General features: G+C 47.0%; 21 protein-coding genes. 6 read left to right on the top strand and 15 right to left on the bottom strand.

Annotated features, from left to right (window positions below; translation table 11 throughout):
- Positions 1-67: 67 nt before the first annotated feature.
- From VN379_RS21395 to yabP, 5 genes are all read right to left on the bottom strand, one after another.
- Positions 68-526 carry a S1 RNA-binding domain-containing protein gene (locus tag VN379_RS21395; protein ID WP_325537643.1) on the bottom strand — a complete coding sequence of 153 codons (459 nt, stop codon included), beginning with the start codon at positions 524-526 and terminating at the stop codon, positions 68-70.
- Positions 527-634: 108 nt separating this feature from the next.
- Entirely contained in the window at positions 635-922 is a 288-nt protein-coding gene (locus VN379_RS21390; RefSeq protein ID WP_325537641.1) for a septum formation initiator family protein, read from the bottom strand.
- A gap of 87 nt (positions 923-1,009) precedes the next feature.
- A complete protein-coding gene (yabQ, locus tag VN379_RS21385; RefSeq protein ID WP_325537639.1) occupies positions 1,010-1,489 on the bottom strand; it encodes a spore cortex biosynthesis protein YabQ in 480 nt (159 codons plus the stop codon).
- Between the two features lie 26 nt (positions 1,490-1,515).
- Positions 1,516-2,244 carry a lytic transglycosylase domain-containing protein gene (locus tag VN379_RS21380; RefSeq protein ID WP_325537637.1) on the bottom strand — a complete coding sequence of 243 codons (729 nt, stop codon included), beginning with the start codon at positions 2,242-2,244 and terminating at the stop codon, positions 1,516-1,518.
- 1 nt (position 2,245) lies between these two features.
- On the bottom strand, positions 2,246-2,527 hold the full coding sequence (yabP, locus tag VN379_RS21375) for a sporulation protein YabP (RefSeq protein WP_325537635.1): 282 nt from the start codon (positions 2,525-2,527) through the stop codon (positions 2,246-2,248).
- A gap of 114 nt (positions 2,528-2,641) precedes the next feature.
- Between yabP and VN379_RS21370 the strand changes: the two genes are divergently transcribed.
- Positions 2,642-2,872, top strand: a complete 231-nt coding sequence (locus VN379_RS21370; protein ID WP_325537633.1) for a hypothetical protein — start codon at positions 2,642-2,644, stop codon at positions 2,870-2,872.
- On the opposite strand, the gene VN379_RS21365 is transcribed toward VN379_RS21370, so the two are convergent.
- Genes VN379_RS21365 through VN379_RS21335 form a run of 7 tightly spaced genes read right to left on the bottom strand, consistent with a single transcriptional unit; the run spans position 2,873 to position 10,369 of the window.
- The gene (locus VN379_RS21365; protein ID WP_325537631.1) at positions 2,873-4,096 is read right to left on the bottom strand and encodes a Ger(x)C family spore germination protein; all 1,224 of its coding nucleotides are present in this window, start codon (positions 4,094-4,096) and stop codon (positions 2,873-2,875) included.
- Positions 4,093-5,310, bottom strand: coding sequence for a Ger(x)C family spore germination protein (locus tag VN379_RS21360; protein ID WP_325537629.1), 1,218 nt, complete (start codon positions 5,308-5,310; stop codon positions 4,093-4,095). The genes VN379_RS21365 and VN379_RS21360 overlap by 4 nt, the downstream gene beginning before the upstream one ends.
- The gene (locus VN379_RS21355) at positions 5,300-6,412 is read right to left on the bottom strand and encodes a GerAB/ArcD/ProY family transporter (RefSeq protein ID WP_325537627.1); all 1,113 of its coding nucleotides are present in this window, start codon (positions 6,410-6,412) and stop codon (positions 5,300-5,302) included. The genes VN379_RS21360 and VN379_RS21355 overlap by 11 nt, the downstream gene beginning before the upstream one ends.
- On the bottom strand, positions 6,405-8,069 hold the full coding sequence (locus VN379_RS21350; protein ID WP_325537625.1) for a spore germination protein: 1,665 nt from the start codon (positions 8,067-8,069) through the stop codon (positions 6,405-6,407). The genes VN379_RS21355 and VN379_RS21350 overlap by 8 nt, the downstream gene beginning before the upstream one ends.
- A 15-nt stretch (positions 8,070-8,084) precedes the next feature.
- Positions 8,085-8,552: a hypothetical protein gene (locus VN379_RS21345; protein WP_325537623.1), complete on the bottom strand. Its 468-nt coding sequence runs from the start codon at positions 8,550-8,552 to the stop codon at positions 8,085-8,087.
- 33 nt (positions 8,553-8,585) lie between these two features.
- Positions 8,586-9,344 carry a hypothetical protein gene (locus tag VN379_RS21340; RefSeq protein ID WP_325537621.1) on the bottom strand — a complete coding sequence of 253 codons (759 nt, stop codon included), beginning with the start codon at positions 9,342-9,344 and terminating at the stop codon, positions 8,586-8,588.
- A gap of 50 nt (positions 9,345-9,394) precedes the next feature.
- Positions 9,395-10,369 carry a SpoIID/LytB domain-containing protein gene (locus VN379_RS21335; protein WP_325537619.1) on the bottom strand — a complete coding sequence of 325 codons (975 nt, stop codon included), beginning with the start codon at positions 10,367-10,369 and terminating at the stop codon, positions 9,395-9,397.
- 159 nt (positions 10,370-10,528) lie between these two features.
- On the opposite strand from VN379_RS21335, the gene VN379_RS21330 reads away from it, so the two are divergent.
- From VN379_RS21330 to VN379_RS21315, 4 genes are all read left to right on the top strand, one after another.
- Positions 10,529-12,451, top strand: a complete 1,923-nt coding sequence (locus VN379_RS21330; protein WP_325537617.1) for a GGDEF domain-containing protein — start codon at positions 10,529-10,531, stop codon at positions 12,449-12,451.
- 154 nt (positions 12,452-12,605) lie between these two features.
- Positions 12,606-13,769, top strand: coding sequence for an MGDG synthase family glycosyltransferase (locus tag VN379_RS21325; protein WP_325537615.1), 1,164 nt, complete (start codon positions 12,606-12,608; stop codon positions 13,767-13,769).
- A 49-nt stretch (positions 13,770-13,818) separates the two neighbouring features.
- Positions 13,819-14,547: a zinc dependent phospholipase C family protein gene (locus tag VN379_RS21320; protein ID WP_325537613.1), complete on the top strand. Its 729-nt coding sequence runs from the start codon at positions 13,819-13,821 to the stop codon at positions 14,545-14,547.
- 180 nt (positions 14,548-14,727) lie between these two features.
- Entirely contained in the window at positions 14,728-16,326 is a 1,599-nt protein-coding gene (locus VN379_RS21315; RefSeq protein ID WP_325537611.1) for a CYTH and CHAD domain-containing protein, read from the top strand.
- 16 nt (positions 16,327-16,342) lie between these two features.
- On the opposite strand, the gene pstA is transcribed toward VN379_RS21315, so the two are convergent.
- Positions 16,343-17,203, bottom strand: a complete 861-nt coding sequence (gene pstA, locus VN379_RS21310) for a phosphate ABC transporter permease PstA (RefSeq protein ID WP_325537609.1) — start codon at positions 17,201-17,203, stop codon at positions 16,343-16,345.
- A complete protein-coding gene (gene pstC, locus VN379_RS21305; RefSeq protein WP_325537607.1) occupies positions 17,203-18,096 on the bottom strand; it encodes a phosphate ABC transporter permease subunit PstC in 894 nt (297 codons plus the stop codon). Before pstC ends, pstA begins: the two co-directional genes overlap by 1 nt.
- A gap of 211 nt (positions 18,097-18,307) precedes the next feature.
- Here pstC and VN379_RS21300 point away from each other — a divergent pair, with 211 nt between their 5' ends.
- On the top strand, positions 18,308-18,472 hold the full coding sequence (locus VN379_RS21300; RefSeq protein ID WP_325537605.1) for a hypothetical protein: 165 nt from the start codon (positions 18,308-18,310) through the stop codon (positions 18,470-18,472).
- 175 nt (positions 18,473-18,647) lie between these two features.
- Here VN379_RS21300 and VN379_RS21295 read toward each other — a convergent pair whose 3' ends face one another.
- Entirely contained in the window at positions 18,648-19,514 is an 867-nt protein-coding gene (locus VN379_RS21295; protein WP_325537603.1) for a phosphate ABC transporter substrate-binding protein, read from the bottom strand.
- Between the last annotated feature and the right edge of the window lie 80 nt (positions 19,515-19,594).

Genomic DNA, 19,594 nt, shown 5'->3' with positions numbered 1-19,594 from the left:
ATCTTACAGGTATATTATTCCATTTTTTGTCGATAATCATAATAAAGATCTGGCATTTGCCATTTATTTACTCAGCCCGGCGTGCTGCACTGCCACCGCCACTACCACCGCCACCGCCAGCACTACCGCCCCGGCCACCATTGCCGCCACGTTTGGAATCGGTGTTGCGCTTTAAATCAGTCAGACGCTCATCGCTGTCTTTTAAAAATTTGCTTAGCTTATCTTCAAAAGTCAAGCTATTCACTCTATTAGAGCGGCGGAAATCGTTGGAATGCTGCTTTCTTGGCGCAGGAGGCTGCAGCTGCTTAATAGAAAGGCCAATTTTGCCGCGATCGTCTACAGATAAGACCTTAACTTTAACCTTGTCTTGTTCCTTCAAAAAATCTTTGACATCGCGGACGTATACGTCAGCAACTTCAGAGATGTGAATTAATCCTACCTTCCCACCCGGCAACTCGACAAAAGCGCCAAAGTTTGTTATGCCGGTCACAACTCCTTCTACAACACTGCCAACTTCAATGGACATACTAATCAAACTTCCTCCTTAAAATCTTTCGTACTTTTTATATTCTATTTTGGAACCCGCAATCCATATTATACTCTTGTTGGTGAAAATGTGTCAAGGAACGGCGCTTTACCTGGCCGGAATATACGGCACTTCTCCTGGCTTTACCAAACCGAGCTGTTCACGGGCCACTTTTTCGATGTACTCTGTCATACTTAGTTTTTCCTTTTCAGCTGCCAGGTTTTTATTGACCCCCTCGGCCTCAGCCATGCGGGTGTTCACCGCATCCATTTCGCGGCGAATCTTATACAGCTCGGTCTGCTGAAGAATGATCATATAACAAAAGTACCCGGCCATAATTAATATACATAGCCTAAACCAGCTAAAGCGTTTTGTTTTCTTGCGTTTTTGCGCCATAACATCACCATACTGCGTTTGATGTTTACTGTATTCGCTCTTTAAACGGCAAATCCTTTTATATTTAAGGTAAATTATATGAAAATTTCAGGAGGGTGGCACTTCTTCCGGCGGCGGCGGGGGTGGATGACGTTTTTTATACCAGGCTGAGTACTTTCTTCCTGTATACCGGAATGGGAAAAATGATGCCCTAACAACCAAATGTACAGGTTTAACAAAAATAAACACAAGCACCCTTTTTATGGTTCGCCACAGTCTGCCGATTAGCTTAAAAACCATCATAGTCAGTGTAAGAAAGTGCCGGCTGGCCAAACGATAATAGACAGCTACCCCTGTAATCATCGCAATAAACACATAGAACCTCAACTCACCCCAATTACCCAGGAGAAGTGCCAAAAACGCAACACCGGCTGCGACAAGCCAGTATAATAGATCAGCAACTGAAGTAATCAACCAGGGAGGACGGAAATATCCCCGAAACACCCGGTATGTATCAAACAGTACACCCAGCAGGATTCCTGTAGCGGCAATAAGCAAGAAGGTATTCACCTGTGTTGAGAACTCCACCTGCTCACCTCCTTTGTGGTTGCACTCTAGCGCCAGCGCAATGATTTATACCGGCGAAATAATTGCTGGCCAACAGTAACAACAGCGCCTGCTGTCATAAGTATGCCCCAGCCCAGCGCGGAAGCAGTTTTTGCCCATTTCTCAGCCGCCAACGCGCCTGGCGGCCAACGACCGCTTACCTCATACCAATTACCGACTACCCTTCCAACATACTCGGTTGTCTCGGCATAGGGGGGAATGCCGCCATACTTGTCAACAGTGCCTGGCCCGGCATTATAGGCAGCAACTGCCAATTCAGCGTGACCGCTGTAACGCTGCACCAGCTGACTTAGATAATATGTGCCTACAGCAATATTAAGATCAGGATCATAAAAACAATCGCTGCCACATTCGCCCGCATGCCTTCCGCTACATATTTTAGCCTGGCTATTTACCAGCCGCCAGGTACCAGGGATAACCTGCATTAATCCATAAGCCCCGGCTACAGACAAAGCCCGGGGTTGAAAAGAGCTTTCAGCCTTAATTACAGCAGCGATGATTTCCGGATTAAGACCATATATCCTGCCAGCCTGATTTATTTTATCGGCATATGGTAGTCCGCTTACGTCCCGCATAGCAGCAGCCCCTGCCGAAAAATTCGCATATACAGCCCTGCGGCTATATTCAGACAGGCTAATCGCCAGGCTGTAGGCCATAGCCTGGGTTGCAAGCGCAATCAGGAGAATTAGCCATAGTGACAGGAGCCGGCTACGCACTTTATTTTAAGAACCTCTCCAGCAGGCCTTTGCGTTGCCGTTGCTCATCCTCGTAAATTATGCCTTTTACCATTCCTTCAACAATAATATTACCCTGCTCCAGATTGAGCTGCTTAATATTAAGACCGTCCCCCTTAATAATCAGCATCCCCTGCTCAGTTTCCATAATAATTTCCTTTTCATCATAGCTTCCGAGGCTGACAACCCCGTCAACATTAAGCTCTTCCCTATCAACCAGTGTCAGCTGATGCCGCCACTTTGGCGTCTTATTATCTATTGGCATAAAACTCACCCTCCCGGCCAATGCTATCTCAAGTTATCTATATGCCAAAAAATAGATTAATAGTACAAGAGATTGCGTAGCGCACTAAGTCAAGAGACTGGCGGAGGTTTTACAATGAATGACCTGGCCTATTACTGGCAAAAAATTATGTACCTGATTGTGCACCAGACTACCTTATGGCTGCTCATCGTCTTTTTCTCGACATCCCTCGTGGGCTGGGGACTGGGATCTGTTCTGGATCAGCATAACGCCCGGGGGCGCGAAGCCAATTTCGCACGCAAAACGGCGGCATTTTATGCCGCCGCCGCACTAGGCTTATGGTTTTGCAGCTTCTTCTTCAGTTAGTTATTTATGCTCGCCCACCCTGGTAATGTTGACATTAACAGAAACTACCATCGGGATCGTTGGAAATACATCCTGGTCCCAACGATCTTTTACTTCTTCCCATTTCCCGGGATAACGAATTTTGAGTTCCCGTCCAAAAGATAAAACATCAATACCCATATCCTGCTGAACCTTGAGTCCATGCTCCACCATCTGCTTGACCTCCTTGGCAAACTGGAGCTCAAGCTTATGAACATATTCCGGGTCATCATTAGCATGATCATGTGGTTCAGGACAGCGCTGCAGCTCCCCGATATTACCATACATAGTAATATCCAGGGTGTAGTAAATATTGTCGCCAGATACATGCGCGCGCAGACGGGTATCATGCCGAAACAGTTCATAGAGTAACACATAGTCCGGATGGGCAGTGCAGCGAGTGGTAATAACCGCCCCTTTCTCCAGCCCTAATATAAATTTCTCAGCCATTGTGTCATAGTCGTTAAGATAAGCTGCCAGTCTGCCAGTCTTGCCAATAATGGCTGCACCACCTAATTTAATAATGTTCTCAGTCAACTCAATCTTAGGCAGAACAAGCGGCAAATTCTTATCAAGCCTTCCTGAAGTAAAACCAATGTCCTCGTTAATGCCGACAATATGGGGGTTTCTAAAAGCATTGCGGGCCGCATTGGCCAAAAAAATGCCTGCAGGCTCACCACTAGGGGACTTGTACTTAATGATTGACTTGGCTTCTCCCGGGGTAATATACAAACGCATCCGCCAGCGCATCTCATTATCCCGTAAAAACCAGTCAATTAACTGGTCCAGCCCACCGGCTTCAAGGGCGGCTTCACTAATAACAATAGCCTGAATATGCTCCCAGGATATCGTTTTTCCCAGTTGGCCAGTCATGTCCCGGTTCATTTCAAAAAATGATCTGCCTGTATTGGAAACTACATAGGTTTTGATCGGCGAGGTTCGCCCCCGCTCGCTTTGGCTGGGCTCAAAATCAAGCAGCTCAACACTCATACGAAACTGTTTGCCACCATATGGCTGAATAAAGTTCTCAGCCGCACTCTCGCTGCCATCGGCGGCATCAATTGCCACAGCCAGCGCGAAATGACGATTCTGCAGCTCCTTCTGATCCCAGCAACCGGCAAGCGGCAAACATAAGGCTATCAGTAAAATCCACACTCCTATTTGTTTGAGACAATTACCTATAAGCGGAACAAACCAGGGGTTCATCGATGCTCACCTATTTGGTTGATGACCACATTGACAGACACAACCAGCGGGATATATGGGAATAGTTCATCCCAATGGTCTTTAACCTTAGCCCAGGTTTGGGGATGATAGGCTTTAAGCTTTGTGGAGAAATTAAGAACATCACTCCCCCGCGACTGGCAGGTATCTTTAGCGTATAAAACAATCCGTTTGACCTCCGCGGCTGTTTTAACCTCAATACGACGGATAAAAGCGGGATCAGCCGCCCCTTTGATCTGTCCGGGCGCCTGATATTCCCCCAGATTTCCCTGCATATTTATATCAAGGGTAAAATAGATATTATCGCCGTCTACATGCGCAGCAAGCCGGGTATCATGCATAAATAATTCAAAAGCAACCACTTCATCAGGGTTATCGCCAAGCACGGTAATAATTGCCGACTTTTCCGTAGCCCGGATAAATTTAATTCCAGCCACAGCCTGCTCATCGGCATACCCCACAAACTTATCTTGTTTAAATAAAGCCACACCGCTGCTTTTTACGATATTATCTTCCATTTCAATACGCGGAATAGCCATATCCTGCTTATTATCAAGGGTAACACTAATATTACCTAAATCGGTTCGCGCCCCGGCAACATGGATGTTTTTGATATGATTACGGAGGATGTTGGCCAGATAAATACCTCCGGCCTCTTTGTTGGGTGGTACATACTCAATAATGGGCCTGGCCTCGCCTGGTGTAATAAATACTTTTATCCGCCAGCGCATCTCAGCATCGCGCAAAAATAAATCAATAATGGGTTTTATCCCAGCTTTTTGGGCAGCGGCTTCACTGATGACAATGGCCTGGATATGTTCAAAATAGAGCGGTTTACTGACTTGACCAAGCATGTCACGCAGAATTTCAAAAATTGACTGCCCGATATTAGACACAACAAAGGTTCTACCTCCTGCGTTGCCGCTGCCGCTTTGCTGACTATCACTTCCTGCCGGTGATAGCCGCAGAACCTGCATACTAACCCGGTATCGCTTGTCGCCATGGGGCTGAATAAAGGTCTCGGTCTGCCTGGCTGCCTGGCTCTGCCCGGGCTTCTCTCCAGCCTCTGCCACATCGATTGCTACTGCCATGACAAAGTTTCTGTCCTGCAGCTCGCGCCGGTCCCAACAGCCGCTGGTGAGTACAGCAAGCATTGTAATAATAACGATACCAGTCAGCCGCCCTTTACCCCCCACTTGATGCCACGCTCCGTTCGCGCTGTTTGGCAAAAATATAGACAAGCGGCATTATCCCCAATGAAAAAACCAGTCCTAACCAGCTGGCAGTCTTATCAGCCAGTTTAACCAGTTCCATTCCGTCAAGTAGAGTCGCCCCCACAAAAATAACCGGCGTAATCGCCAGCACCCAGGGACGGTGGTCAGCGAACCCCATTAGCCTGCTCATTGTCTGGCCAATCACATAAACAAATACCGCCAGGGTATTAAAAACTGTAGGTATCCACGCAATAAGCAGATAGTTTTCCAACCGTTCAATAAAAGTCCCAGGCAACTCAACACTTCGGACTACAACCAAGGTCGGGTATGACTCATTTTTTACCCCCTCCACCGACAAAACTCCCACTGTCAAAACAATAATTATTACACTTATAATCATTACAAAACCAATTGCAAGTGCCAGTGCCAGTGTAAGGTTACCCTTTTTTCTGTTAATCAGGGGAAACAACAATAGTATAATCTCATAACCGCTATAAACATCCCAGGTATCAAGCGTAGCTTTTAGGATATTAAGCGGTTTGTCTGTCCAAAACGGCATAAGATTCTCCGGCTGAAAATTAAATAACCCTAATATCCAGATCATCCCCATCATTATTGTGGAAACAAAGAAGGTAAATTCAGCGACCCGGATAATTGTCCCTAGATCCTGGAGTGCGCAGTAGACAACAACCCCTAGCATGCCCATGATAATAACATCACTGGGTGTCCGGTCAAACATAAAAAAAGCTAAGCCCCGGCTAAATTGATTAAGATTTACCCAGGTAACGATCAAGAGCAGGCCAAGAAATATAGCAATAACAGCTAAACCGGGCCATTTCCCCAAGAGTTGAGGCAGGTAAAGAGTGTAGTCCTGATCCGGATAGAGTTCTCCCAGTTTCATCATAATCCAGGCTGCGGTAAAAAATGCTCCTCCGCCAAGGATTACAGTCACCCAGGCAAACTGTTCGGCCTGGGGAACAAGCTTGCCTGGCAGCGCAAGAATCTGGGTACCCACCATCACGGCAGCAATAAGTACACCAAACTGGGCAACCGACATTTTACTTTTTGCTTCAAGATTAGCCATAGTCCTTATTATCCCCTCGCCGTTGCTGATCCTGCGCGCCAAACTCAATTGGCCTGTTTTTCATGAATTTTTGCGGCAGCCTGACAAGTCCGTCTTTCCAGTCAGACCAAAGATCAACATCCAGGATGCCGCCAAGATAGGACTCGCCGAAATTCCGCAGCGAGAATAAGTGAACTGTAACAATAAGAATGCCCAGCATAACCCCATATAACCCCAGCGTGGCAGCCAGGCATAACATCGGTAGGCGCAGGGACCTGAGGGCCAAACCAAAAGAATAATAAGGCATTACATAGGACGCAATGGCAGTAACCGAAGTGACTACAACCAGCAGGGGGTTGACCAGACCGGCCTGAACGACCGTTGTGCCAATAACGAAAGCACCGACCATACTGGCTGCGCTGGATATTTTCTTAGGCAGCCTGGCTACTGCTTCCTGAAAGAGTTCTAACAGTACTTCCATCATAACCGCTTCCAAGAATGACGGAAAGGGAGTACGTGCCCTGAGCTCAGCAATAGAGATGGCCAGGCCTGTGGGCAGCATGCCGGGATGGTAGGATACAATCGCAATATAGAGCGCCGGCGTATAGATTGCAATAAAGGCTGCCACATGGCGGGTAAAGCGAATAAGGCTGGCCACCGAGGCCTGCATAGTATAGTCTTCAACAGCATGCATTATGCTGGCGTAAGTCGCAGGCACCATGATGACAGCCGGTGTGTTGTCAACAATGACACCGACCCGGCCGTCGTAAATGGCATTAAGTACTTTCTCCGGCCTTTCCGTCGAATCAAGCTGAGGAAAAGGCGTCCAGGGGTGTTCCACCATAGCATCCTCAACAACCTTGGACACGGCAACCTGGTCTACCTTAATGGCGCTTATGCGCCGCTCGACTTCTTCACTAAGCCCCGGTTTAACCAGATTGGCGGAATAGACAATTGCAACACTGGTTTTACTGCGCTCTCCTACTTCAACAATGCGGACTTTTATATTGGGGTCTTTAGCCCGGCGGCGGATAAGTACAATGTTATCAAGCAGTGTCTCGTTAAAAGCGTCTTGCGGCCCGCGAATGTTTTCTTCAACATTGGGCACACCGACACTGCGTTTAACATGTTTAGGTGCACCGACTGACAAAATCTCAGCAATACCATCAATCATAACAAGGGACTTGCCGCTCATTACCGCTTCAACAGCGTTATTGGCAGATGTTTCGATAGTAACGATAGCCACCGTCAATTTTTCTTCAATAAACTGCTGTAAGTCAAAATTGCTCGTGGACGCCCGCATGAGCGGTCTTAGAATATTATCTTCCAGGGTAGCGGTGTCAGTCATACCATCTAACGACACTAACAGGGCCTGCCGGCCGGCTGTCTTAAAAAAACGAAACTTGATATCATCACAATCGCGGAATACTGTTTTTAAGAGCTTAACATTTTGCGCAAGCGTAGACGTAAACACAAACATGTCATCGCCAGTAGGAGGAACAGCCCTAATACCGGCAACAATCCGTGACATATCTTCGCCCAGTTCGGCGCTATTACCAGTCAGCTGCTTTAAAACAGCCACGCGTTTTTTTAAGATATCCAGTGCATTGTCTGGCAGAATATCTGATAGTTTGCCAACAGAGTGCCTGTAACGGTTGTTCTTATTGCTTTTACTCACTGCCAGCCCCCCTCGTTAGCGTTCCAGTATGCCAATAGCCAGCGCCATATTATTCAATAAAATATCTTTTACAGATTGGGCCTGCACCTTATCACAGAGGATAAGCAGCACCACCTCACCACAATCAGTCCTGCCGGTTAGAGTTATTCTTTGCGCTTGCTTTCTCTGCATAATAATCAATGAGGCTAACAGCCAGAAACCCGTCCCGGCAAACAGACCAATTAACCCCCAGACAATAGGGCCCCAATGCCAGACAAAACCATATATTGTTGCCAATACCATTGTTGCTGTACCGAAGGCCAGCGAGCCACCCAAGAGGCTAACGCCATCAGTATCATTGATCGAGTCAAAAATACTCACAGATATTTGTTGGCGGTGCAGTGGTACTGCTATGATTTTGTCTTTACCCAAACCTTGTTCTGCCAGTTGGGCTAAAGCTACTTCCAGGTAGAGTGAATGGTTATATGTTGCGATAATATACATTAATCTTGCCTTCCATAAATAGATGGCGCTTGGTTACAGCGGCATAATAAAGCCTGAGTCCTGGTAGTCCTGGCGTAAAAACTGGGCTTGTTCCCGATCAAATAACTTGTTGTATTCGACACAATGGTCGTAAGCGTCAAATAAGGCAAAACAGTAAATTGAAGGAATAAACAACAGCCATTCCGGATCAGCGGCCAGCGTTGCCTGATTAAACTGTCCAAGCACAGTCAAATGAACTGCCGGCAAAAAACCTGATTTAAGTACAGTTACCAGCCAGGCTACAATAATCACCAGCGCGGTACTAAGTCTTGTCGTATAGATATGCCCCAGACCAGGCATCAGAATTGACCAGGCCATTGCCATATACGGCAGGCGCTTGTCCAATAGATTGATGCCAAGCCCGTTGATTACCTGTGGTCTGATGCCAAGCGGCTGGCTGCGGCTGATTTGAGCCACTTTATTTAGCTCAATTGTCAAGCGGTAGCTGCACCAGATACCTAAAATATACATTGGACAATACAATAACAACCACCGGGTGTCCAACACAGCAGCACTCATTTCAAACCTGCCGGTAAAAGCGTAGATAATGGCCAAATTCAGGTTAGAGTTAATATTAATAAAAAACTCCCAGATAACCAAAAGATAGCCTTTAAGGTAGCTGCCCAGAGCAATGAAACCAAAGCCTGGGAAGGCTGCAGACCACCAGGCAACCAGACCCGGGGAACGCCGGTGAACAACCGCAATGTTATAGAAGGTAATATTAGCGCTTTCACGACGGGAAATTCTGGACATAAATACCTCCTTCCCGGCATTCCCATCACCAGTCTGATTACGCTATTTTACTAATTCCAACGCTTTTCTACCTTTACATCCTTAAAATAATGAGTAACAATCTCTTCAGGTTGTTTGCCGTCTTTGGCCATGCTGTTAGCACCCCACTGGGACATTCCTACACCATGCCCATAGCCTTTGCCGGCAAAGGTTACACTGTCTTCACTCACCTCAATTTTATCCAGAAGCATAGATTTTAGCTTGGTACTGTCTAAAGCTACCCTAAGTTCCGGGCCTGAGACCTCAACATTCTTATTGATCTTAAGCATTGTAGCCCGTCCTGACGGGCCTTTCTGACCAATCTCGATACTGCTGATATCACTTACCTTTTTACCCACTTTATTCATAGCGGCAATGACATTTTCTTTTGGGAAAACAATCGTCCATTTCTTAACATCTTCTGGTGCTAAATCATCTGGTGACTGCACTGACTGGATATACGGCGGTTCTGCATCCCGGTAGTTAAGCCCTTCTTTTGCAGTGGCGGTAATGCCGCCGGCAGACGCATGGAACCAGCCTTTAATAGGCTTTCCCTGATAGGTTATCACCATGCCGCGCGTCATTTGCACGGCTTTTTTCACATTATCATTAACATCCTTGGCGCTATATGCCTGAAATTCTTTGATATCAGTGGAAGCCTGGGTGCCGCGATCAGGAACGCCACCTTTGGTCTCAATGGCCTCCACGGTAAAGGTTCGGGCTATAATCGCCTGCGCAGCCAGCGCCTGTACCGGCCAGTCATTTTTCATCTCTCCGGCCACTACCCCAGCAATGTATTCCTCCATTTTCATGGTTTTCTTCTCACCTGTTTCATGCATAAACACGGTAATATCCGGTTCATTCTGCTGGGCTGCCTGCTTGGGGGTTGACGGATTCTGAGGCATCTGCGGTGTTTCAGGCTTCTTCAGCGGCTGATTATTGCAGCCTGCAAGCGCCAGACACAGACACACAAACACGGCGAAACAAATAATACTTTTTCTGTTCATCGTAAATCCACCTCACTAAACATTTACTTTCTTTGTTATTATGGCAATTGCAAGCCTGTTACATACATTTCCAAAAAGTTAACACAATCATTACAAAGTTCTGATGACTTCTGGATTATAATGTATGTAACAGTAGCGTATTCCTAGGAGGTATTTCCTATGCCGCTTAAGCTGCCGCAGTTGCTGAAAGGCATATGCAGTAACGTTTTAGCCTTTAATACACTAGCATTACAAACCGGTGGCCTGCCTTTCTTTAGCGGGTCGCAGCCGTCTAAGCAGCCCTCCACAGCGGCAGACCTGAAAGAAGAGCTTGCGATAATCATTAGAGACAAAAAAATCGCTCCTGTTTATCAGCCTATCGTTAATCTGAAAACAGGAGCGATTATGGGGTATGAAGCCTTAAGCAGGGGCCCGGCAGGCAGCCCGCTGCACTATCCAATCGAACTTTTTAGTGTTGCCGTAGATAATGACAAATTGCTCGCATTGGAGCAGGTTTGCCGGGAAGCGGCACTGAGTCATTTAAATAACCTGGAGAAAAATCAGAGATTATTTCTTAATATGAATGCAGAGGTTGTTAAAGACCCTAACTTTCGCGGCGGTCTAACCAAAGCGTTTGTAATAAAACAGGGCCTCAATCCAGAACAGGTTACGTTTGAGATTACTGAACGAACGGCCATTACTGACTTTGACAGTTTCAGCAAATCACTCAACCACTATCGGGCCCAGGGTTACAGCATCGCGATTGACGACGCTGGTGCAGGCTATTCCAGCCTGCAATCCATTGCCGAGCTCAGGCCGAACTATATCAAACTTGACCGTTCAATTGTCCATGATGTCGATAAAGACCCGCTCAAACAGGCGATGCTTGATGCCATGACCAAGCTGGCTGACGTTATTCACAGCAAGATTATTGCCGAAGGGATTGAGAGTGCTGACGAACTGGCCAGCCTTATTAGTAGAGGCGTTCACTATGGTCAGGGTTTTTTTCTAGCGCGGCCTGCTTTCCCGCCGCCTGAAATACCACAGGAGGTGCTTGAAATGATTGCCGAGTACAACTTCCAGGATGCTCAGGCTAGATCCCGTTCCCGCAGAGGACTTGGGGTTAGCATTGGCGAAATTGTCGAACAGATTCCTACAATTCAGCCCACCACTGTAGTAAGTGCTGTTGAAGAAATCTTTACAATAGAGCAAACGAGTGGTATTGTCATTGTTGATGGTGACTGTCCAGTCGGCTTATTGATGAAAGATAAATTGTACTATCAATTGGGAACCAATTACGGCATATCACTATATTACCGGCGTCCAGTTGAACGGGTAATGGATAAACACCCGCTTATCGTCAATGCTGAGCTACCGCTCGAAGCAGTATCCCAAATGGCAATGATCAGGGAGGACTCTCATCTCTATGACTTTATTATTGTCGTAAGAGATGGTAAGTTTGTGGGTGTGGTATCCATTATGTCCCTGCTTAACAAAATTACTAACCTCCAAATCCGCCGTGCCCATAATTCTAACCCACTTACCGGCCTGCCAGGCAATTTGGTAATTGAAGACCGCTTGAAAGAACTTGTCGAGGCTAAAGAGCCTTTTGCAGTTATGTATCTTGACCTTGACAATTTTAAGGCGTACAATGATAAATATGGTTTTGAGCGCGGTGATAAAGTACTGCTTTTAACCTCACAGGTATTAAGCCGCAGCATCGGTAAGTCCGGTTTTGTTGATGACTTTCTCGGTCATATTGGCGGCGATGATTTTATCATTATTACTAAACCTGAATGTGTCCCAAGCATCGCTACAAGCATTATTGAACTATTTGACCACGAGATTAAAAGTCAGTACCATCCTGATGATTTAATCAAAGGTTACTTAGAGGTTAAAAATCGCAAGGGACAGCTTGAACACTTCCCCATAGTGTCTATCTCCATTGCAGTCGTAATTAACCGACTACATATGTTTACTAATTACCTGGAGATTGCAGAGGTAGCCGCCGACCTGAAAAAGCAGGCTAAACAGCAGGCCGGATCATGCCTGATCTGTGATCGCCGCAGCGCCGCTACGCAAACCAACAGTCAAACAGTTTAACCAATCAACGCGCCGCTCTTGTTTGCAATTGAGTAAGCAATGAACGTGGGCGTTTTTTTACTTAGAAAAATTAACGCGCGCTTAACCTGACGTTAACAGTCTCGCACGTAAAACCTGCTAGAATAAAAATGAGATTAGTAACGAGGTGAATACTTTGTCGGCAAAAAATAATTCGGCAAAAATTTTATTAGTCTCAGCGTCAATGGGCTCCGGCCATACTCAGGCAGCCCAGGCTGTTAAAACAGCCCTTGAGCTTCAGGAACTGACTACCTCCCAGGTCGTCGACTTCATGGCCGGTGAGAACTCGTATCTTAATACGCTGGTAAAAGACGCTTACCTCAAGATGATTGATATGTTTCCCGATATCTATGACCTACTATACCGATTGTCCCAAATGCCATTGCCAGGCAGCAAGGTTCAAAGCCTGCTGGCGATAGCAATGAAACGCAATATGCTTACCTTGATTAATACCCATCGCCCTGACGCTATTATCTGCACCCATCCTTTCCCCTGTGGCGCCGCGGCGTACCTAAAGCGCACCCGGCGAATCAAGATACCGCTTATTGGCGTTATTACTGATTTTGCCATTCACCGCCTCTGGTGTTATAACGAGACTGACTTGTACTTTGTCGCTACCCCGGAGCTCAAACAACAATTGACGCTGCAAGGTATTGACAACAACCGCATTCATGCCACAGGCATCCCTGTCGGCCCAAAATTCAGCCGTCGGCCTGACGCACTTGAGCAGGCGGCAGTTCGCAGGGAGCTGGGGTTTGCCAACAATCACCCTGTTGTCCTGATGATGGGCGGCGGACTCGGACTGGGAGATCTTGAACACGCAGTACTTGCCATCGATGCTTTGCCACTGCCGCTGAATCTGGTGGTAGTGGCTGGCCGCAACGCCACACTTAGGCGGAGCCTTTCCGCTAAAGCCCAAGCCCTTGTTCACCCTGTCAAAGTGCTTGGCTATACCCGGCATATTCCCGAGTTAATGTCAGCAGCCGATTTGCTTATCACCAAACCAGGTGCGCTCACAATCAGTGAAGCACTGGCGGTACAACTGCCGATGCTCCTGTATCAGGCTATCCCCGGCCAGGAAGAAGAAAATGCGGCTTACCTGACCAAAAAAGGGGCTGCACTGTGGATTGAAAACACCCACACCCTGTCCAATACTGTCTACGAGCTATTGACCAATCCTGAACGATTAGGTTATATGCGGGAGATGGCATCTATCCTGGGCCGCCCGGCTGCTGCCCAAACGATTGCAACTACAGTCTGGCAAGAGCTGTTTCTCACCGGAGCGGCCGCGTCGCGCTAATACCCTGGCCTGGCGGGTCTTGCCTGACTTGAAATGGGAGGAGATGACTATGAAGTCTGTGTCATTACCCGCAGTACACGCAGATCTAGCAGGAGCCAACCTGCTGCTGGCTGCTGTTAGTCCCTTTCAAAGCTTATTTGACCGCCCCAGCATAACGCATGAGTTCCTTAACAAACAGGCTATTGCTATTTTATATAATGATGGATTAGAGCATTGTGCCTGCTTCCTGCAGGGCTTTCTCGCCGAACTAAATGTCGGCGTCCAATGGGCAGATAAGGGTTGGAAAAATGTCAGCCATTATTATGAGCCGCAAACAGGCAAAGGGTTATGGCAATTTGCCACTGCTCTTGATGATTTCGCCATTTACTTTAAAGCTGCGTTAAGCAGTGCCCGGCAGCATGATTTGGCAAAAAGCGTTTTTTTCCTAGGGGCAGCCGCGCATTTGCTTCAGGACTTGTGTGTTCCCCATCATGCCCGGGCCAAACTATTCTCAGGCCATAAGGAGTATGAAGGCTGGGTCAAAATACATCATGCCTCCTTTGCAGTAGAAAACCAAGGCCTATACCCAGACAGCAAAGACCCCTATGGTTTGCTTATCAGTAATGCATTCGCTGCCGCCGATTACCTGGAATGGGTAACTGAAGAAAATCATACCCGTTTTCACACGGTAACTACCCACCTCTTACCCCTTGCCCAACGTACAACTGCCGGTTTATTCGAACGCTTCTGTGCCCTGGCCGGCATTGATCGTGCTGTTAATAGATTCACCGTAGCCTAACTTACACTATCCAGCAAACTGACTCAAGGGGACGGTTCTCTTGAGTCAGTTTTTTTTGTGACTTTACCACGAGATGTCCAAAAAAACATCTCTAAAACAAGGGCATTACTCTGCGTAAGGCGAATACCTATAAAATTATTCCAATTTGGACATTACATACTTAAAGGAGGTGTTTTTCCTGTGTCAAACATTGAAGCGGAACTTAAATTGCGATTGGCTGACCCTACCTGCCTTGATCGTCTATTAACGTCTCCTTTGTTAATAAAGCTGTCTGCTCAGCCAGCCTCTGTCCAACACCTTGAAACCACCTATTATGATACATCTGATCAGCGTTTGCTAAAATCGCGCCTGTCTTACCGCTTGCGCCTGGCTGGTGGTGAGTGGACCGCGACCGTCAAGGCCGACGGCAGCAGCGATGGCGGCCTTCACCAGCGTAAGGAGTATAACCTGCCAGCAGACAGCTCAGACCCCAGTATTGAACCATTCCTGGCTACAGATATTGGCGGACGCTTGGTGGAAGCGGTTGGGGCTAGGACCTTAGAACCAATATTTAGCACCAACTTTGAACGTCACCTGCTAGACATCATTACCCCAGATGGCAGCAGCATTGAACTAGCACTTGACAATGGCGATATTCTGGCTGGTGATAAGCAGCAAAAAATTGTAGAGCTTGAGCTTGAATTAAAAGCAGGCCATGCCAGAGATTTAGTTTGGCTGGGAGCAGCTCTGGCCGAGGAGTTTGCACTGCTGCCAGAACGAGAAAGCAAACTGTATCGGGCAACCATCTTAGCAGGGTTAGCTAATGGGCTTGGGCATGATACCCCGCAGCCTTCCCCACTAAGAAAAAAGAGTGCTGCCCTGCCTGCCTACAAGGTACTCTGCCAGATTATGATTTTTACTATCCATGAGGCAATCACAGCTCAGCAGGATTATCTAACCCATCCTGACAATCCAGAAACACTGCACGACTTCCGGATAGCGCTGCGCAAACTGCGCGCACTGCTCCAGTTCTCCAAGCCACTACTGACTGTAGAAGAGTATTCGTTCTGGCAGAGCAAACTTAGTATCTGGGGTAACAGCCTTGGTGATGTTCGCGATCTGGATGTGTTTAGCACCACCTGGGACGAAATGGCTGATTATATGGCAAAAATCCTTCCCCAAACGCCAAGAAAATCAGGTTTGGCCGTGTTAATTGCCGACAAACGCAATAGCGTAAGAAACAGCCTTTATATGGATGTGACTGCCGGCCAGATTACACCGGTTCTCCTAGGCTTATGGTCTTTTATTGAAATCTGGGCAGATAGAACTGTCGAAGATCAATCACCAACATTTAAAGGATTTTCTCTGGAGCGCCTAACCCACTGGATACAGCAGTTTCTGAGCCTAGGCGATGAACTTGACCTTACAGATTTGAATGCCGTTCAGAAGCTACGCACCTCTGGCAAGCGCCTTAGATACACACTAGAGTCTTTGTCACCCGTTCTACCGGACAGTACCCGGTTACTCACCAAGCGCCTGGAGAAACTCCAGGATTTATTAGGCAACATTCAGGACGTTTCCTATACAACGCCACTCTTACATGACCTTGTTAAAGCTTCAGCCAGCCGTCTTACTCACCGCGATGTCGGTCTTATTACAGGCTGGCAGTTAGCCAAATCAGCCACAGCCATCAACAGTTGGTACAAAGTATGGAACAAGGTAAAAAAAACAGCCTTAAAACAAAAAAAACTAAAACTTAACGACGAAGATACACCGAAAAAGAGGAGTCCTGAGATTTAGCATCTCAGGACTCTTTTTAATGGCCGCCACCAGCCATTTTCCGTTGAATATATTTACTGGGCAACGTAAACATCAGGTTAAATATTAAGATTGTAATGAGTAACAGGGCACCGGTTCCATCAGCTACTGCTACCCGGTCAGGCACTAGGCCGACAGCCATTACATACCACATGTGCACTGCCAGCGTTTCCCCTGCGGCCATAACGTTAAAGTCAGGTACTGTCCGGGATACCGTAGTGCCGGCAGTAAAAATCAAAATGGCAGTTTCGCCCAGAGCCCGGCCTGCTGTCAGTGTGATACCTGTAATGATACCAGGCAAAGCATTTGGCAGTACTACCCGCCAGATTGTCTGCCATTTTGTAGCCCCCAGCGCCAGACTGGCCTCCCGGTAATAGGCAGGAACAGTACGGATAGATTCCTCGGTGACCCGCACCAGCACCGGCAGGTTTAGGAGCAGCAGGGTAAGCGCCCCGCCAATAATACTAAACCCCATGCCAAACATATTGACAAAAATAATCATACCAAATAACCCCAGCACGATAGATGGAACTGTTGCCAAACTCTCGGTGCTTAACCGGATCATATCAGTTAACCGGTCATTGCCCGCATACTCTGCCAAATAAATACCGGCCCCAACAGCCACTGGAATAGAAAAGACCATCGATAACCCCAATATATAGAAAGAGTTAAACAGCTGTGCCCCAACACCGCCTCCGGCATTAATATCGCTTGACATGCCGGTAATAAAGCTCCAGCTTAAGACAGGCAACCCCTTGTAGAGCATGTATCCTAGAAATGTCGCAAGTATTGCTAAAATGAGCATTCCAGCCAGCCACATAACCGCGGTGGCTATTTTATCCTTACTTCTTGCCAACATTACGCCATCCTCCTTGCCGCAATCTGTCTAATTACTAAAATCATGACAAGCGACAGTAGTAACAGCACCAGAGCCATTAAGAACAGGGAATTACCCCAGGCTGAACCAAATGGGGTATTGCCCATCTCAACAACAATCTCACTGGGAAGCGTCGAGGTTGGCATAAACAGTGATTTTACCATTTGCGGTGTATTGCCAATAACCATTTGGACAGCCATTGTCTCACCGATGGCTCTGGCCATTGCTAAAATAATAGCAGTTAGAATACCAGGCAGGGCCGAAGGCAACAATACCTTGGCGATTGTCTGCCAACGGGTAGCACCAAGCGCCAGCGAAGCCTCTTCCAGGGTTTTTGGCACAGCCCGGATTGCGTCCTCGGAGATACTAATAATTGTTGGCAATATCATAACAGAAAGAATCATTGCAGCTGCCAGCAAGCCAAAACCAGTACTCACGTGGAAAAACTCACGGATAAACGGCACCAGTACAGTCAGCCCGACATACCCGTAGACAACTGATGGAATGGCGACATATAGGTCAGTAGCCGGCCGCATAATCTCCCTCAGCCACTCGGGGGCAATCTTGGCCATGAAGATGGCCCCGGCCAAACCAAGCGGCGCACCAAACAGTACCGCCAGTACCGTAACGTATAGCGAACCCATAATAAAGCTTAAGGCACCATAACTATCTTCTGTGGGATCCCACTTAGAGGATAGGAAGAATTCGAGGGGGCTTACTTCTTTAAAGGTCATTAACCCTTGCTGACCGACAAATACAATGATCGATAAGATGATGATTGTCATCAGAGAAGCGCTTGCAATAAACAAATAGCGCACATACCTGTCATACGCCAGTTTCAGCCGGTGATCCCGACTGGCAGCGGTTGTTGCCATACAGTCACATCCTGTCTAAAGAGTAGTTCTCTTTAATTATACGGTATTAGTGTGACCGGCTTTGTTAATCCAATGTTAAGATTATGTTAAATTTAATAAAAACCAGCCTTGATTTTATTGTTTATCTCGCATCACAACTCACATTCAAAGGATATACTTAGCAAACTAAACTAACATTCTCTACATTGGCGTAGGTGGTGAAGACATCCACTTGGAATCAATTAACCTTGTTGCCTACAAGACCCCCGTTCCTGCCGATGGAGCCTGTGTGTTTGCTGGCGCTGATGAATCCTTCGATGACGGCAAGGGCATGTCATTGACCGCGATGTGCCATTGCCGGTTTGTCAGAAAACTGCAGGAAATTTGCGGTTACTGAAACGCCCGGATCTTTTCGTCACCGAACCAACTTATCATTACACAGGCGGTGGTTGTTGCTAATGTCTGAGTTCGCGGAATGAAAAGAGCGCCTAGTTTTTTCCTTGCTCAAAATGTAACAGTAAACAAAAAAGCTCTGAACCGTTTTTTTCGGTCCAGAGCTTTTTTACAGCAAACTACTGTTTCATTTTATTGATAGGCACAAATCCGTTTTTCTCAGCATACGCGTCCTGGAATTCTTTGCTTGTTGCATATTCAATGAAAGATTTCACCGCGCCAGTCGGTTCGCCCTTGGTATACATACGGCCATAGGTAAATACCGGGTATTTGCCACTTACTACATCATCGATGCTATATTTGACACCGTTATAGGCTAGAGTCTTGACTGATTGATCGGCATAAGCGGCATCAACATAACCGATAGCGCCTGGCGTACTACCGATTGCTGCTCTAACAGCACCGTTAGAGTCCTGAATAACGGCATTGTCAGTGAAGGCTGCGCCTTTGAGCACGATCTCAGCGATAGCCCCCCGGGATCCAGAAGACTTGGCACGATGAATGATCGTAATCTTTTGATCCTTGCCGCCCACATCTTTCCAGTTAGTTACCTTGCCTGTAAAGATATCTACATATTGCTGCTGGGTCAGATTGTCAACAGCAACATCAGTATTTACAATGAATACGAAAGGAATGCCTACGAGTTTGGTCTCAACAAGCCCTTTGTCTTTAAGGCTATCCTGCAGAGGTACATCAGAATTACCGATATTAACCGAACCTGCAGCCACCTGGTTCTGGCCGGTAAAGGAGCCACCACCAGCAATGTTTACAGTCACTTTAGCATTTTTCTTCTGAAATTCTTCCTGTGCTGGTTTTAAGAAAGGCAAGAGTGCCGTCGAACCAGATGCGGTAACAGTACCTGATAGTTCAGCTTGCGCTTTTGGCGCTTCTTTGGGAGTTTCTTTTTGGCCACCACAGCCAGCTACTAAGCTAACGCCCAGCATCATTGCCAGTGCGCCTGCTAACATTTTTTTAGAAAATTTCATGGTTGATATTGACCTCCTCATAGTTTGTACGCAACTTATATATTTATTGTAAATCATTTGAATGGCGATTGTGTTAAGGG

The sequence above is a fragment of the Sporomusa sp. genome, assembly GCF_035561255.1.
Taxonomy (GTDB): domain Bacteria; phylum Bacillota; class Negativicutes; order Sporomusales; family Sporomusaceae; genus Sporomusa.
Note: the sequence above shows the minus strand (reverse complement) of the source record. Positions and strands in the feature narration are given on the sequence as shown.

Coding starts and splice junctions, on each gene's coding strand:
- VN379_RS21340 (WP_325537621.1), bottom strand. CDS start 9,344: ATGTCCAGAATTTCCCGTCGTGAAAGCGCTAATATTACCTTCTATAAC.
- VN379_RS21365 (WP_325537631.1), bottom strand. CDS start 4,096: ATGAACCCCTGGTTTGTTCCGCTTATAGGTAATTGTCTCAAACAAATA.
- VN379_RS21345 (WP_325537623.1), bottom strand. CDS start 8,552: ATGTATATTATCGCAACATATAACCATTCACTCTACCTGGAAGTAGCT.
- VN379_RS21370 (WP_325537633.1), top strand. CDS start 2,642: ATGAATGACCTGGCCTATTACTGGCAAAAAATTATGTACCTGATTGTG.
- VN379_RS21335 (WP_325537619.1), bottom strand. CDS start 10,369: ATGAACAGAAAAAGTATTATTTGTTTCGCCGTGTTTGTGTGTCTGTGT.
- pstC (WP_325537607.1), bottom strand. CDS start 18,096: ATGGCAACAACCGCTGCCAGTCGGGATCACCGGCTGAAACTGGCGTAT.
- VN379_RS21330 (WP_325537617.1), top strand. CDS start 10,529: ATGCCGCTTAAGCTGCCGCAGTTGCTGAAAGGCATATGCAGTAACGTT.
- VN379_RS21395 (WP_325537643.1), bottom strand. CDS start 526: ATGTCCATTGAAGTTGGCAGTGTTGTAGAAGGAGTTGTGACCGGCATA.
- VN379_RS21390 (WP_325537641.1), bottom strand. CDS start 922: ATGGCGCAAAAACGCAAGAAAACAAAACGCTTTAGCTGGTTTAGGCTA.
- VN379_RS21355 (WP_325537627.1), bottom strand. CDS start 6,412: ATGGCTAATCTTGAAGCAAAAAGTAAAATGTCGGTTGCCCAGTTTGGT.
- yabP (WP_325537635.1), bottom strand. CDS start 2,527: ATGCCAATAGATAATAAGACGCCAAAGTGGCGGCATCAGCTGACACTG.
- VN379_RS21320 (WP_325537613.1), top strand. CDS start 13,819: ATGAAGTCTGTGTCATTACCCGCAGTACACGCAGATCTAGCAGGAGCC.
- pstA (WP_325537609.1), bottom strand. CDS start 17,203: ATGTTGGCAAGAAGTAAGGATAAAATAGCCACCGCGGTTATGTGGCTG.
- VN379_RS21295 (WP_325537603.1), bottom strand. CDS start 19,514: ATGAAATTTTCTAAAAAAATGTTAGCAGGCGCACTGGCAATGATGCTG.